This window comes from Flavobacterium swingsii (genome assembly GCF_900111965.1).
In the GTDB taxonomy this organism is placed as follows: Bacteria; Bacteroidota; Bacteroidia; order Flavobacteriales; family Flavobacteriaceae; genus Flavobacterium; species Flavobacterium swingsii.
Genome location: NZ_FOJT01000002.1, coordinates 68874 through 82860, shown reverse-complemented (window position 1 = coordinate 82860; position 13987 = coordinate 68874). Strand labels below are relative to the sequence as shown.

Genomic DNA, 13987 nt, shown 5'->3' with positions numbered 1-13987 from the left:
TTATAAATATAATTCCATTTGAATATCAGCACGACTATAATCAGTTTCACTTAACGGAACTTCAACAAAATGATACTTTCGATACAAATTCAAAGCAGTATCTAATTTGGTACTTGACATGAGCATAATTGTGGTCGCTTTTTTTTCTTTTGCGAAATCAATACAAGCATCCATCAACAAATTGCTTAATTTTTGTCCTTGAAATTTTTTATCAACTGCTAATTTAGCCAATTCATATTTAGTATCGTTTACTTTTTGCATTGCGACAGTTCCCGCAACTTCATCATTAATCAAACAAAAGAAAATTTCGCCACCAGGTTTCAAAATAACTTCTTCTATGTTTTCAAAAACATCAATGTCGTGTTTTTCAACAAAAAAATATTCTTCGAGCCAAGCTTTGTTTAAATCGATAAAATAGGATTTGTATTTAGGATTGTAAGAGATAATTTTAATATCCATTTCGGCGGGACTTTCTATTTAATATTTGTAATTTTGCAGTTCAAATTTAAATAAATAAACCATGCAAGACGGAATTTACGCAAAATTTAATACTACTAAAGGCTCGATTTTAGTAAAACTTACACATGATTTAACTCCAGGAACGGTTGGTAACTTTGTTGCACTTGCTGAAGGAAATCTTGAAAATAAAGTAAAACCACAAGGAACACCTTATTATGACGGACTAACTTTTCACCGTGTTATACCAGATTTTATGATACAAGGTGGTTGCCCACAAGGAACAGGAACTGGAGCGCCAGGTTATAAATTTGACGATGAGTTTCACCCAAGTTTGAAACATGACAAACCAGGAGTTTTGGCTATGGCAAATTCTGGACCAGGAACAAATGGTTCTCAATTTTATATCACACACGTACCAACTACTTGGTTAGATGGTAAGCATACTGTTTTTGGTCATGTTGTAGAAGGTCAAGATGTTGTTGATGCAGTGGAAGGAAATGATATTCTAAAAACTTTAGAAATAGTTAGAGTTGGTGAAGAAGCTGAAAAATGGAATGCGGTAGAAGCTTTTAGAACTTTTGAAGGTTCTCGTGCAAAACGTGAAGCGGCAGAAAAAGCAGAAGGAGAAGCAAAAATGGAACAATTGGCTGCTGGTTTTGATAAAACAGAAAGCGGTTTACGTTACAAAATGATTCAGAAAGGTTCTGGTAAAAAAGCAGAAAATGGCAAAACCGTTTCGGTTCATTACGAAGGTTCATTAGAGTCTGGAAAAGTTTTTGATTCTTCTTATCCTCGCAAAAAACCAATTGATTTTAGATTGGGTCAAGGGCAAGTGATTGAAGGTTGGGACGAAGGAATTGCTTTGCTTCAAGTTGGGGACAAAGCACGTTTTGTTATTCCATCACACTTGGCTTACGGTTCTCGTGGTGCTGGTGGTGCTATTCCTCCAAACGCTACTCTTATTTTTGATGTAGAATTGATGGATGTGAAATAATATTATCATTAAAATAAATTTAAAAATCCCAACACGAAACTGTTGGGATTTTTTTATTAAGAAAAACTGCTTTTACAATATTTTTTTACTGATAGATGATAAAACAAAAAAGGCTCCTCAAATTGAGAAGCCTTTTTTATAAACAAATAGTTAATAATTATCGTTTCATCGAAAAATGTGCTTTATGTTCTTTTGTAATTCCTTTTTCTTCGTAAGTAACAATAAACCAGTAATCAGTCGATGGTAATTCTTTTCCATTAAAAGTTCCATTCCAACCACTTCCAGAAGGTCTAATTTCTTTTATTAATTTTCCAAATCTATCAAAAATTAAAACTTTAGAATTTGCTTGACCTTTCAGTTCAGGAATATTCCAAGTATCATGATAACCATCACTATTTGGTGTAAAATATCTTGGATAATCAACAATATAAGCCGTTGCCGGTAATGAATCACATTCATTTCTTACTATTATGTCATGTGGGCCAGCACCTACATTTGTAAATACATTACTGCTTTGAAAAACACCATTATCTATTTGATATTCATATATTCCTGTTGGAGTAACAGTAACAGTTATGGTATGCAAATCTGCAAAAAATTCTGATGGTGTTGCAACAACAGTTGCTGGCGGCTCAGAAATATTAACTGTTATTACTGCTCTTGGACTCTCACAAGTACCTACAGTTTGACTTACATAATAATTTGCACTTCCAACCGCAGTTGTCAAAGGTGTTGGTGCAGTAGCTGAACCTGTACCTCCAGTTGCTGTTGTGTACCATAACAAATTAGTTCCAATTGCACTAAGCGGATTTGCCTGATCATTTATACAATATGCTATTGGCGTTGTAACTGTTGGTGCTGATGGGTTATTTACAGTTACCGTTGCTGTAGCAGTACAACCATTACTATCTGTTGTATAAGTAATAACTGCAGTTCCTCCTGAAACTCCTGTTACCAATCCTGTATTACTTACAGTGGCTACTAAAGTATTTGAAGAAATCCATGGAGTTGTTGCATTTGGAATTCCAGAACCTGTAAGTTGTGTTGTTAATCCAATACAAGCATTTAAAGTTCCCGAAATTGTTGGTGATCCATTAACTGTTACTGTTGCAGTAATCACACAACCATTACTATTGGTATAAGTAATAATTGCTGTTCCTGCTGAAACTCCTGTTACTAATCCTGTATTACTTACTGTAGCTACTGCTGTATTTGAAGAAACCCAAGGTGTCGTTGCATTAGCTGTAGCAGAACCTGTAAGTTGTGTGGTCAATCCAACACAAGCCGATAAGGTTCCAGTAATTGTTGGTAATGCATTGATAGTTACTGTTGCCGTAATAACACAGCCATTACTGTTTTTATAAGTAATAATCGTGGTTCCTGCTGAAACTCCTGTGACTAATCCTGTATTACTTACTGTAGCTACTCCAGTATTTGAAGAAACCCAAGGCGCCGTTACATTGGCTGTAGCAGAACCTGTAAGTTGCGTTGTTAATCCAATACAAGCATTTAAAGTACCACTAATTGCTGGTAATGCATTAATCGTTACGGTTGCCGTAATCACACAACCATTATTATTGGTATAAGTAATAATTGTAGTTCCTGATGCAACTCCTGTTACCAATCCTGCATTACTTACCGTAGCTACTCCTGTATTTGAAGAAATCCAAGGTGTCGTTGCATTGGCTGTACCAGAACCCGTAAGTTGGGTTGTTGCTCCAATACAAGCATTTAAAGTTCCAATAATTGTTGGTAATGCATTAACCGTTACCGTTGCGGTAATCACACAACCATTACTATTGGTATAAGTAATAATCGCTGTTCCTAACGAAACTCCTGTTACCAATCCTGCATTACTTACAGTGGCTACTCCTGTATTTGAAGAAACCCAAGGTGTCGTTGCATTAGCTGTTGCAGAACCTGTAAGTTGTGTTGTTAATCCAATACAAACATTTAAAGTTCCACTAATTGTTGGTAATGCATTAATCGTTACCGTTGCTGTAATCACACAGCCATTGCTGTTGGTATAAGTAATAATCGTAGTTCCTGCCGCAACTCCCGTTACCAATCCTGTATTACTCACAGTGGCTACTCCAGTATTTGAAGAAGCCCAAGGCGTCGTTGCATTTGCCGTAGCGGAACCTGTAAGTTGTGTGGTTAATCCAACACATGCATTTAAAGTTCCAGTAATTGTTGGTAATGCATTAATAGTTACCGTTGCGGTAATTACACAACCATTATCGTTTGTATAAGTAATAATGGTACTTCCTGCTGTAACTCCTGTGACTAATCCTGTATTACTCACAGTGGCTACTCCTGTATTTGAAGAAATCCATGGATTAGTTGCATTTGCAGTTCCAGAACCTGTAAGTTGTGTCGTTGACCCAATACAAGTATTTAAAGTTCCCGAAATTGTTGGTAAAGCGTTGATGGTTACCGTTGCGGTAATTACACAACCATTACTATTTGTATAAGTAATAATTGTAGTCCCTGTGGCAACTCCCGTTATCAATCCTGTATTACTCACCGTAGCTACTCCAGTATTTGAAGAAATCCAAGGTGTTGTTACATTTGCCGTAGCAGAACCTGTAAGTTGTGTGGTCAATCCAATACAAGCATTTAAAGTTCCACTAATTGTTGGTAATGCATTAATAGTTACCGTTGCGGTAATTACACAACTGTTACTATTCGTATAAGTAATAATCGTAGTTCCTGCCGCAACTCCTGTTACCAATCCTGTATTACTTACCGTGGCTACTCCAGTATTTGAAGAAATCCAAGGTGTTGTTGCATTGGCAGTTCCAGAACCTGTAAGTTGTGTTGTTAATCCAACACATGCTACTAGAGTTCCTGAAATTGTTGGTAATGCATTAACCGTTACCGTTGCGGTAATCACACAACCATTACTATTGGTATAAGTAATAATCGCTGTTCCTAACGAAACTCCTGTTACCAATCCTGTATTGCTTACAGTGGCTACTCCAGTATTTGAAGAAACCCAAGGTGTCGTTGCATTGGCTGTGCCAGAACCTGTAAGTTGTGTGGTCAATCCAATACAAGCATTTAAAGTTCCTGAAATTGTTGGTAATGCATTAATCGTTACTAATGTTGTAGCTGTTACAGGTGAACAACCCGGAGGAGTTGTTGTAACTGAATAGGTTACTGTATAAACTGTTGCAGGACTTCCGTTTGGAGTAATTTCTCCTGTAATTGGATTAATAATTAGAGTATTTGGACTTGCAGCATAAGTACCTGGCGTAAAAAGCCCAGTTCCCGATATGTAAACTAATTTGGGTACTGTATCTGATTCACAAAATGATGTGTTAGGTGCACTAGGTGAACTATAAGATATAGCGACAGTAGGTGGTGTACAATTATTTGCTATACAACTTTGAGTATTTGGTGAAAAACAACTACCTGCTGGTCCGGTTGGTGTTAATGTAATTACAACAGTATCTCCTGGACTTAAACTTGATACTGAATAAGTTAATACGTTACCAATTGCTCCAACATTTACTATTGGATTAGCATTTATTTGATAAGACACATTATAACCTGTTGCTCCTGTAACTGCAGCCCAATCAAATATTACCGAAGTAGTTGTAGATGTACCACAATTTATTGTTGGAGTTAGTACTTGGTTAATTGTAACTGTTGTACTGGTATTAAATGCTGGACAAGAAGCCGTTGCTGCAATATCGTAATTTACTGTATAAGGTCCTGGTGTACTTGTACTAGGGATAATTTCACCAGTAGTTGAATTTATTGTTAATCCAGTTAATGGATTTGTTGTAAAGCTTCCGCTAGGAGTTAAACCTGCAGGTACTATAGATTGTGGTGTTGTAACACTTGTACAATATGATGGGCTAGCATAAGAAAATGTACCAGCTGGTGCGGCAGCTACAATTAAATCGAAAAATCTTGTTGCATAACAGCCTGTTGAGTTATCTTCAACTCTAACATAAATTCTAGTTGGTGAAGTTGAGATAGAATAATTAGTCAAACTTGCAAAAGGAATACTTGGTGCACCGTTATCTGCAGCTAATTGGGTTGTATGATATGTAATAGTATAATCTGAAGCCGAAAGAGTTCCTAAAATTTGAGCATTTTTATTTATTGAAGGAAATATATAAGGTGCAGCCGAACTTGTGCAAAGAATAATATCCGTAGGTTGTGTTACTGGTATTGGAGCATAATATGATAGCACCATACTATCTGTAACTTGATAACATCCGCCAGGTCTAGTGGTTTTTACTGACCAAATTCCTGGTGTATTTACAGATATCGTTTGCATATTATCGTAAGCAGGTTGCGGAACACCTCCTAGCAACCACTGAAAAGGTGCTGTGCCGGTAGAAAACGGAGAAGAAAAAGATGTTGTAATATTTATAGAAGTCCCAGCACACTCATTACGATCTGGGCCTAGAGAAACACCACATACTAAATCACAATCGGTAGAACCATAAGTTGGTAAAATAGGAGCTCTTTGTTCTAGTTTTATAAATCCGGGTTGTCCACTAAAATTAGTAACCACAGCAAGATAATATTGTCCCGCAGCAGCGCCTGCAATTGTAAGATGCTCTACTGGAGAGCCATCATAACTACAATCTACTAAATTCCCTGGAGCTGGCCTAGGGTAGCTTCCTGGTGAGGTTGTATTATTAGGACAAGGACAGTTATTAACCATACTTCCACAGTTGCCGGTTGCCGAAGCAAAGGGTCCCCAAACTGCAAAATCAACATCAAGAGCAGTTCCTGTAGGAAAACCACCAGCATTGAAAGCAGTATTTTGAATAATATCAAAAATTAAAGTCCCAGATTGATCTACTTTAAAATAAAACCATTTAGGATTAGGTGTAGATCCCAAACAAGCATTTGATCCACCTGACCCACCTACTGAATTTGGATATATCAAGGACGGAATTGTAGGGTCTGAACCGCAAAAAGCCTCTGCCGTTGCGCAAGTAGCTTGTGAATAAAGATTTATAGTAATTAAACTAAAAACTAAAAATAGTATTATTTTTTTCATCTTAATTTTTTATAATTTTTTTATAATCTGTCACAGGAATAAAATAATAGTATTGCCAATCGGAGATTTTTTCGCAATTTGTTTTGGTAACCATTACTCTCCATTTGAAACATTTACTCATCATTTCAATATGAATTAATTTTTTCGAACCAATAATTCCGTTTTCAGCATTACCAATGTTTAACAAAATGGTATCTTTATAAGCAACAGCTTTGTCTTTATTGAAACAATCTAAAATTGGAACTATTTCAATTTTAATTGTAGCATCTTTCACTTCTGAAAAATCCCAATTTACAATAGCGTATTTTTCAGCATTTATAGTTTCTTTTGGGCATTCTATAATCTCAGCCTTATAATTCGCATTACAATCTATGTTTTCTTGCGAATAAATAAATTGTGAAATCATAAAAACAAAGATAATCTTAAGGGTAATAAATTTCATCTCTTAGTTGGTTTAGTTAAATTCGTTCGAAATTTAAGAAATATTTAAATAATAATTAATATTTGGTTGTACTTTTTAATAGTTAAAATCAATTAATAAATTTGAATATATTACATATATTTGCAATTAATAAACTTTTTAATTGTTTAAACCTTATATTTAATGGCTCATAACGACGATTTTCAAGACGAAATTGGAAACAATCATATTGCTACAAGCGCAAAAAATCCTGTAAGAAAAGATGCATTTGTTCTGACCGATGATCAGAAAATAGAATCTATAAAAAAAGACGTAGAAAATATTTTGCAAACCCTTGGTATGGATCTTACTGACGATAGCCTCTCAGGAACACCCAATCGTGTGGCAAAAATGTTTGTAAAAGAAATTTTTGGTGGACTAAATCCTAACAAAAAACCAAAACCTTCTACTTTTGATAATAATTACAAATACGGCGAAATGCTTGTCGAGAAAAACATTGTCGTTTACTCTACTTGCGAACATCACTTGTTGCCAATTATAGGTCGTGCACATGTGGCGTATATATCGAACGGAACTGTGATTGGTTTATCTAAAATGAATCGAATTGTCGAATATTATTCGAAAAGACCACAAGTTCAGGAAAGACTAACGATGCAAATTGTACAAGAATTACAAATTGCTTTAGGTACTGATGATGTGGCTTGTGTTATTGATGCCAAACATCTTTGCGTAAACTCACGCGGAATAAAAGACATAGAAAGCAGCACTGTTACTTCTGAGTTTGGTGGGAAATTTAAAAATTTAGAAACAAGAAGAGAGTTTTTAGATTATATTAAATTAGATACTAAATTCTAAAATAAAGTTCATTAATAACGAAATGTCCTAGCCCTGATTGCAGTGGAAATCCTGTAATTGCGAATTTTAATCCCGAATGAGATTGCTTCGTTCCTCGCAATGACAGATTGCAACGTAAAGCAGGAAATAGCTCCTAAAAAAATAAACAAAATGCCATTATATAAATCGCAACCCATAAAAATATACAATTCGCTATCGGGCGAAAAAGAAAACTTTACTCCTATTAATGAAGGAAATATAGGTATGTATGTTTGTGGACCTACGGTTTACAGCAATGTTCATTTAGGAAATGTGCGTACTTTTATGTCCTTTGATGTGATATATAGGTATTTTTTGCATTTGGGTTATAAGGTTAGATACATACGAAATATTACCGATGTAGGACATATTGTTGATGATGTAGATGATGGTGAAGACAAAATTGCCAAAAAAGCAAAACTCGAACAACTAGAACCTATGGAAATTGTGCAGCGTTATACTGTCGATTTTCATAATGTTTTGAAAGCTTATAACTTCCTACCGCCAAGTATCGAGCCCACAGCTACTGGACATATTATAGAACAAATTGAAATTGTTAAAGCCATTATAGATAAAGGAATTGGTTACGAATCTAACGGTTCTGTTTATTTTGATGTAGTTAAGTTTAACGAAACTAACAATTACGGAAAATTAAGCGGTAGAAATATCGAAGATATGCTTGCCAATACTCGAGATACCGACGGACAAAGTGATAAGAGAAACCATCAGGATTTTGCGCTTTGGAAAAAAGCCGAGGCAGAACATATTATGCGTTGGCCTTCTCCTTGGAGCGATGGTTTTCCGGGCTGGCATTTAGAATGTACTGCAATGAGTACCAAATATTTAGGTAATCATTTTGATATTCACGGTGGCGGAATGGATTTAAAATTCCCTCATCACGAATGTGAAATTGCACAAAATGAAGCTTGTACTGGTCAAGAACCCGTAAATTATTGGATGCATGCTAATATGTTGACTTTAAACGGAAAAAAAATGTCGAAATCGACTGGAAATAATATTTTGCCAAGCGAAATATATTCTGGTGGAAGTCCTTTTTTAACCAAAGCTTTTTCAGCATCAGTAGCTCGATTCTTTATGTTGCAAGCACATTACCGTAGCAATCTCGATTTTACTAACGATGCTATTCTTGCTGCCGAAAAAGGTTTTTATCGATTGATAGACGCTGTTAGTAGTTTGAATAATTTAGATAATTTTTACTTCGGAACTGAATCAACGTTTGATTTAAAAGGCTGGAAAGAAAATTGTTATAATGCTATGAATGATGATTTCAATACACCAATTCTTATTGCTCATTTATTCTCGGGTGTAAATTTGATAAATTTATTGAAAGACAAGTCTGCTTTTTTAACCAAAGAAGATTTTACAGATTTTTCAAGCACAATAAAAGCTTTTGTTTTTGATGTTCTAGGATTGGAAGACGAAAAATCATCGACAAACAATAATGATAAATTAGAAGGCGTTGTAGAAATGCTAATCCAAATGCGCAAACAAGCCAGAGATAATAAGGATTTTGCAATGTCTGACCAAATTAGAGATCAGTTATTGGCTTTAGGAATTCAGTTGAAAGACGGAAAAGAAGGAACAACATTTTCAATATAATATTTTGAGTTTAAAAAAAATTCTGATATTCCCATTTCTATTTGTGGTTCGGTTTTACCAAATCGTAATTTCGCCACTAACCCCTGCAACCTGTAGGTTCACTCCTACCTGCTCTCATTATACAGCCGAAGCTTTGCAAAAACATGGCTTATTTAAAGGAGGATATCTTGGTGCCAAAAGAATTTTGAGTTGTCATCCTTGGGGACGAAGCGGTTACGATCCTGTTCCATAGAATTGAATTAAAAAATAATTAATTAAAATTAAAAGAGTATTTTTGAATAAAACCAAATACCAGAAAACAAAAACATGACACACTTTTTACAGATCGTTTGGAATCCTTCAGAAGGAATAAACATAGGCTCGTTTACACTTCATTTTTACAGTTTAATGTTCGTTGTAGCCTTTATTTTGGGTTGGTTTATTATGAAACCAATTTTTAAAAGAGAAAACGAACCTATCGAAAAATTAGATAGTTTACTTATATATATGGTACTTGCCATCTTAATTGGCGCACGATTGGGAGATGTTATATTTTACAATTGGAGTAGTTATTATCCAGACCATTTACTTGAAATTTTTCTGCCAATACGAGAAAACCCAAACGCTACTTTATTTTATTTTATAAAAGGTTGGGAATTTACTGGATTTAGAGGATTAGCAAGTCATGGTGCAGCTATTGCGGTTATTATTACGATGTATTTTTATACTACCAAAGTGCTTAAAAGATCTATTTTATGGATTCTCGACAGAGTGGTAATTCCTGTTGCTAGTGGAGCGATATTTGTACGATTGGGTAACTTTTTCAATTCTGAAATTTATGGTCCAATTGTTTCTGGGAAACCTTTTTATGGTGTTAAATTTATTCGTGAAGATGAGTTTTGGATGGATAAAAACATACGTCAAATTACACAAACAAACGATTTAAGCAAAGCTTATAAACTTATAGAAACTGATTCTGCTTTTGCACAAACGCTAAACGCTATTCCGTTTAGACATCCTTCGCAATTATATGAAGCTTTTGGTTATGTATTTGTTTTTGCCATTTTATTCTTTTTATATTGGAAAACTGATGCGCGCCAAAAACAAGGTTTCCTTTTCGGAATGTTCTTAATCACGCTATTTTCAGTAAGAATTCTAGTTGAATTTGTAAAAGAAAGTCAAGGTGGTTTCGAATCTGTTTTAGGATTATTATCTACAGGACAATGGCTAAGTATTCCTTTTGTATTAGCTGGTTTGTTTTTTGTTTTTAGAGCGAAAAAGGAAGTGATTTAAGAATTTATTTTTACAGATTAAAACATATTTTTTACCGCAGATTCACAGATTATTAAAAAAATCTGTGAATCTGCGGTATTTTTTTAGAAGTAGAAAGCTAAATACAACAAGTCATTGTTACCTCCTGGTTTTGTCTTTGCTTTTTTCAGTTTTCATTTTTCTAGTATTTTTCATTTCTTGATATGAAAAATACACTAAAATTAATGTTGCTATTATTATGAAGTAATTATAATAACTTACACTCTTTATGCTATAAACTATTTTGTTTTCGATTTCAATTTGTGATGGAGATTCATCAGTTTCACTTGAAACATACAAAGTGTATTTTTTGCCAATATTTTTACTGTCTTTTAATTCATCAAAATATTTTGAAAATACTTTACTAACACTCCATTTCGTTCCATCAGACATTTTTAGAATTAATGTTCTATCGTAACTTGTTCTAAATAATCTATTTCTAACTAAAGTATCAATTTCAAAACTGTTATAAATTTTTGTCTTTTTATCGTAATCAGATAAGTTGCTTTTTAAATATGGGATTGAAACAAAAACAGAAAAACAGATTGCAAAAAAAGTAATAAAATATAATCTATAGTTTTTCATTTTCGTTAATTCAGTTTTCTGTTTTTCAATTTTATTTTATGCGGAATTTTAAGGAAAACTTGCAGGTAACTTACAAATTAAACTAATTTATAAACAATATAACTCCATGAGAAAAAAGGAATTATTATCCTAAAAACTATTTAAACTCATCAGGAACTGCTGTTGGTGTTTCGGCAGGAATGGTAGTTTCGGTTGTTGTACTAGTTGGTACAATTGAAACTGCAACTTTAGGGAAAGCATCGTATTTTTTAAGAACTTCTGCCCAGTTTATAACACTAAAAAAAGTATTTACGTATTCTCTCTTTTTATTCTGAAATTTCAAATAATAAGCATGTTCCCACATATCTAAATTTAAAAGAGGAATTCCTGAAAAACCTAGATTTTTCATCAACGGATTGTCATTATTTGGAGTCGTTACGATTCGTAATTTTCCTGTTTTATCAGAAACCAACCAAGTCCAACCTGATCCAAATACTTTAAGTGAAGCTTCTGTAAATTGTGATCTAAAACCATCAAAAGAGCCAAAATCTCTAATGATAGCTTCCATTAAATCTCCTTCTGGTTCGCCTCCAGCATTGGCTGCCATATTTCCCCAAAAAAAGTTATGATTGTAAAAACCGCCTGCGTTATTTCGAATTTCGGTATCGGATAAATTCAGGTTTTTAAATATATCGTTTAAGGCAAGTGTTTCGTATTTTGTCCCAATTACCGCTTTATTCAGATTATTAACATAACCCAAATGGTGTTTTGAATAATGAATTTCGGTAGTTGTAGCATCAAAATTGGGTTCGAGTGCTTTGTAATTATAAGGTAATTGATACATTTCAAAAGCGCCTTCAGTAGCTTTTACATCAGTTGCATTACTACTTCCACCTTTTACTTTTACAACTTCAATAGGTGTTGCGGGTACATCTACTTGCTCGACCAATGTGTCTTTTTTACATGAAACTACAGTTGTTAATGCCAATGTAATAACGAATAACTGATGGGTTTTCATAGCTTATTGTTTGAAATTTGATTGATAATATCAATATAACATTCTTTTGCTTCTTCGGCAGAAATATGACTTATTTGCAGCCAAGCATTATTCTTGAAAGCATCTCTAACATCTAGATTTGAGTAATTTACACTTCCTAAAGAACCAAAAGTTGCTTGCTTATAATAGGCATAACATCTTAACTGAACATCTTGTGGCAACGAAGCTTGAGGAATCGTTAGCGCAAGTTGTATGGCTTCTTGAAATCGTGTATCTAAATCTTTTTCAGACATTTAACCTAAAGCTATAATCGTTTTGTTTCCTATTGCCACTTCGTTTAGCTTCACATTTACTTTTGTTCCTAATGGCAAAAATAAATCTACTCGTGAGCCAAATTTTATAAATCCAGCATCCGTTCCCTGAACTACTTGTGTACCTTCTTCGGCATAATTTACAATTCTTTTGGCAAGTGCTCCAGCAATTTGACGGTACAATATTTCGCCAAAAACTTTGCTTTCAATAACTACTGTGGTACGTTCATTTTCGGTACTGGCTTTTGGATGCCAAGCCACAAGGAATTTCCCTGGATGGTATTTGCTATATTTTATCAATCCAGAAATGGCATAACGTGTAACATGCACATTTATAGGTGACATAAATATAGAAACCTGTAAACGTTTGTCTTTGAAATATTCTGGTTCGAAAACCTCTTCTATAACGACTACTTTTCCGTCTACTGGCGCTACAATCTGATTGTCATTAGCAACAATACTTCGGTTTGGATTTCTAAAAAATTGCAAAATTATGATATAGAAAACCAAAGCAACAAGCTGAATTCCCATTCTAAGCCAAGTTAAACCGATAAATTCTCCTGCTAAAACAATTGTTACAACAAACAATAATGTTGCAACTAAAATAATTTTTGAACCTTCTTTATGAAACATATACTATAATTTTATAAAATAAAAATAAAAATGGAGCTACAAATATAATACTATCTAATCGATCTAGCATACCGCCGTGTCCTGGCATTATATTTCCGCTGTCTTTTACGTTGGCTATTCGTTTGAATTTAGATTCGACCAAATCACCAATTGTACCAAAAAAACTAATTATTAATGCAGTTATTATCCAAACATAAACTGGCATTTGCAAATAATATTTAGAAATTATAATACTCGCAATTATTGCAAAAACTACACCTCCTACAAATCCTTCTATCGTTTTTTTAGGAGAAATAGATTCGAATAATTTATTTTTTCCAATAGATTTTCCCACAATATAAGCAAAAGTATCATTTGTCCAAATAAGTATAAAGATAGCAATTATTAGTTTTGGTTGAAAGGTTCCCTCTAAATTTGAAATTTTCGCAATAAAGATAAAAGGCAAAATAATATATCCAATTAAATTTACCCATTTTCCTTGAACATCAATAGCAGATTTTTTTTCTTTAAATAGCCAAAACAGTAATCTGATAGAAACAAATAAGGAAGCAGCAATTAATCCAAAATCGGTTAATTTATTTTCTGGCAAGAAACACCCAAAGATAAAATATAACAATCCTGCAACTAATAATGCTGGCGTTTTTGGTAAAAATATCAAATTACAAAATTCACGTACAGTTTGCAACATAAACAACCCAAAAAGCACCAAAAAAGACTCTCTAGAAAAAAGTGTTGCGAAGACTAGCACTAGTATATATACCAATCCTGACAATGAACGTGTTACGTTTTCATTCAT

At 33.9% G+C, this 13987-nt stretch carries 13 protein-coding genes; 5 read left to right on the top strand and 8 right to left on the bottom strand.

The window, feature by feature from the left end; translation table 11 throughout:
* Positions 1 to 459 (bottom strand): GNAT family N-acetyltransferase, encoded by a 459-nt coding sequence (locus tag BM053_RS03115; RefSeq protein WP_091473927.1) that lies wholly within the window; start codon positions 457 to 459, stop codon positions 1 to 3.
* A 61-nt stretch (positions 460 to 520) separates the two neighbouring features.
* On the opposite strand from BM053_RS03115, the gene BM053_RS03110 reads away from it, so the two are divergent.
* Positions 521 to 1453 carry a peptidylprolyl isomerase gene (locus tag BM053_RS03110; protein WP_091473925.1) on the top strand — a complete coding sequence of 311 codons (933 nt, stop codon included), beginning with the start codon at positions 521 to 523 and terminating at the stop codon, positions 1451 to 1453.
* 157 nt (positions 1454 to 1610) lie between these two features.
* Here the strand turns inward: BM053_RS03110 and BM053_RS03105 are convergent, their stop codons facing one another.
* Together BM053_RS03105 and BM053_RS03100 are read right to left on the bottom strand one after the other, a co-directional pair.
* A complete protein-coding gene (locus BM053_RS03105; RefSeq protein WP_091473923.1) occupies positions 1611 to 6482 on the bottom strand; it encodes an Ig-like domain-containing protein in 4872 nt (1623 codons plus the stop codon).
* A 1-nt stretch (position 6483) separates the two neighbouring features.
* Positions 6484 to 6924, bottom strand: coding sequence for a hypothetical protein (locus tag BM053_RS03100; protein ID WP_091473920.1), 441 nt, complete (start codon positions 6922 to 6924; stop codon positions 6484 to 6486).
* Positions 6925 to 7086: 162 nt separating this feature from the next.
* On the opposite strand from BM053_RS03100, the gene folE reads away from it, so the two are divergent.
* From folE to lgt, 4 genes are all read left to right on the top strand, one after another.
* On the top strand, positions 7087 to 7758 hold the full coding sequence (gene folE, locus BM053_RS03095; RefSeq protein WP_091473918.1) for a GTP cyclohydrolase I FolE: 672 nt from the start codon (positions 7087 to 7089) through the stop codon (positions 7756 to 7758).
* Positions 7759 to 7908: 150 nt separating this feature from the next.
* The gene (cysS, locus tag BM053_RS03090) at positions 7909 to 9396 is read left to right on the top strand and encodes a cysteine--tRNA ligase (RefSeq protein WP_091474732.1); all 1488 of its coding nucleotides are present in this window, start codon (positions 7909 to 7911) and stop codon (positions 9394 to 9396) included.
* Between the two features lie 4 nt (positions 9397 to 9400).
* Positions 9401 to 9628, top strand: coding sequence for a membrane protein insertion efficiency factor YidD (yidD, locus tag BM053_RS03085; protein WP_091473915.1), 228 nt, complete (start codon positions 9401 to 9403; stop codon positions 9626 to 9628).
* A 74-nt stretch (positions 9629 to 9702) separates the two neighbouring features.
* Positions 9703 to 10668 (top strand): prolipoprotein diacylglyceryl transferase, encoded by a 966-nt coding sequence (lgt, locus tag BM053_RS03080; protein ID WP_091473913.1) that lies wholly within the window; start codon positions 9703 to 9705, stop codon positions 10666 to 10668.
* Between the two features lie 117 nt (positions 10669 to 10785).
* Here lgt and BM053_RS03075 read toward each other — a convergent pair whose 3' ends face one another.
* The 5 genes from BM053_RS03075 to BM053_RS03055 all read right to left on the bottom strand — a co-directional run bounded on the left by BM053_RS03075 (position 10786) and on the right by BM053_RS03055 (position 13987).
* Positions 10786 to 11271 carry a hypothetical protein gene (locus BM053_RS03075; RefSeq protein WP_091473911.1) on the bottom strand — a complete coding sequence of 162 codons (486 nt, stop codon included), beginning with the start codon at positions 11269 to 11271 and terminating at the stop codon, positions 10786 to 10788.
* A gap of 136 nt (positions 11272 to 11407) precedes the next feature.
* Positions 11408 to 12268, bottom strand: a complete 861-nt coding sequence (locus BM053_RS03070) for a superoxide dismutase (protein WP_091473907.1) — start codon at positions 12266 to 12268, stop codon at positions 11408 to 11410.
* Positions 12265 to 12540: an acyl-CoA-binding protein gene (locus tag BM053_RS03065; RefSeq protein ID WP_091473904.1), complete on the bottom strand. Its 276-nt coding sequence runs from the start codon at positions 12538 to 12540 to the stop codon at positions 12265 to 12267. The genes BM053_RS03070 and BM053_RS03065 overlap by 4 nt, the downstream gene beginning before the upstream one ends.
* Positions 12541 to 13191, bottom strand: coding sequence for a phosphatidylserine decarboxylase family protein (locus BM053_RS03060; protein ID WP_091473902.1), 651 nt, complete (start codon positions 13189 to 13191; stop codon positions 12541 to 12543).
* Entirely contained in the window at positions 13181 to 13987 is an 807-nt protein-coding gene (locus tag BM053_RS03055) for a phosphatidate cytidylyltransferase (protein ID WP_091473900.1), read from the bottom strand. Before BM053_RS03055 ends, BM053_RS03060 begins: the two co-directional genes overlap by 11 nt.

Excerpts from the sequence above, each read along its gene's own strand:
- BM053_RS03115 (WP_091473927.1), bottom strand. The coding sequence starts at position 459 with ATGGATATTAAAATTATCTCTTACAATCCTAAATACAAATCCTATTTT.
- BM053_RS03110 (WP_091473925.1), top strand. The coding sequence starts at position 521 with ATGCAAGACGGAATTTACGCAAAATTTAATACTACTAAAGGCTCGATT.
- BM053_RS03105 (WP_091473923.1), bottom strand. The coding sequence starts at position 6,482 with ATGAAAAAAATAATACTATTTTTAGTTTTTAGTTTAATTACTATAAAT.
- BM053_RS03100 (WP_091473920.1), bottom strand. The coding sequence starts at position 6,924 with ATGAAATTTATTACCCTTAAGATTATCTTTGTTTTTATGATTTCACAA.
- folE (WP_091473918.1), top strand. The coding sequence starts at position 7,087 with ATGGCTCATAACGACGATTTTCAAGACGAAATTGGAAACAATCATATT.
- cysS (WP_091474732.1), top strand. The coding sequence starts at position 7,909 with ATGCCATTATATAAATCGCAACCCATAAAAATATACAATTCGCTATCG.
- lgt (WP_091473913.1), top strand. The coding sequence starts at position 9,703 with ATGACACACTTTTTACAGATCGTTTGGAATCCTTCAGAAGGAATAAAC.
- BM053_RS03075 (WP_091473911.1), bottom strand. The coding sequence starts at position 11,271 with ATGAAAAACTATAGATTATATTTTATTACTTTTTTTGCAATCTGTTTT.
- BM053_RS03070 (WP_091473907.1), bottom strand. The coding sequence starts at position 12,268 with ATGAAAACCCATCAGTTATTCGTTATTACATTGGCATTAACAACTGTA.
- BM053_RS03065 (WP_091473904.1), bottom strand. The coding sequence starts at position 12,540 with ATGTCTGAAAAAGATTTAGATACACGATTTCAAGAAGCCATACAACTT.
- BM053_RS03060 (WP_091473902.1), bottom strand. The coding sequence starts at position 13,191 with ATGTTTCATAAAGAAGGTTCAAAAATTATTTTAGTTGCAACATTATTG.
- BM053_RS03055 (WP_091473900.1), bottom strand. The coding sequence starts at position 13,987 with ATGAATGAAAACGTAACACGTTCATTGTCAGGATTGGTATATATACTA.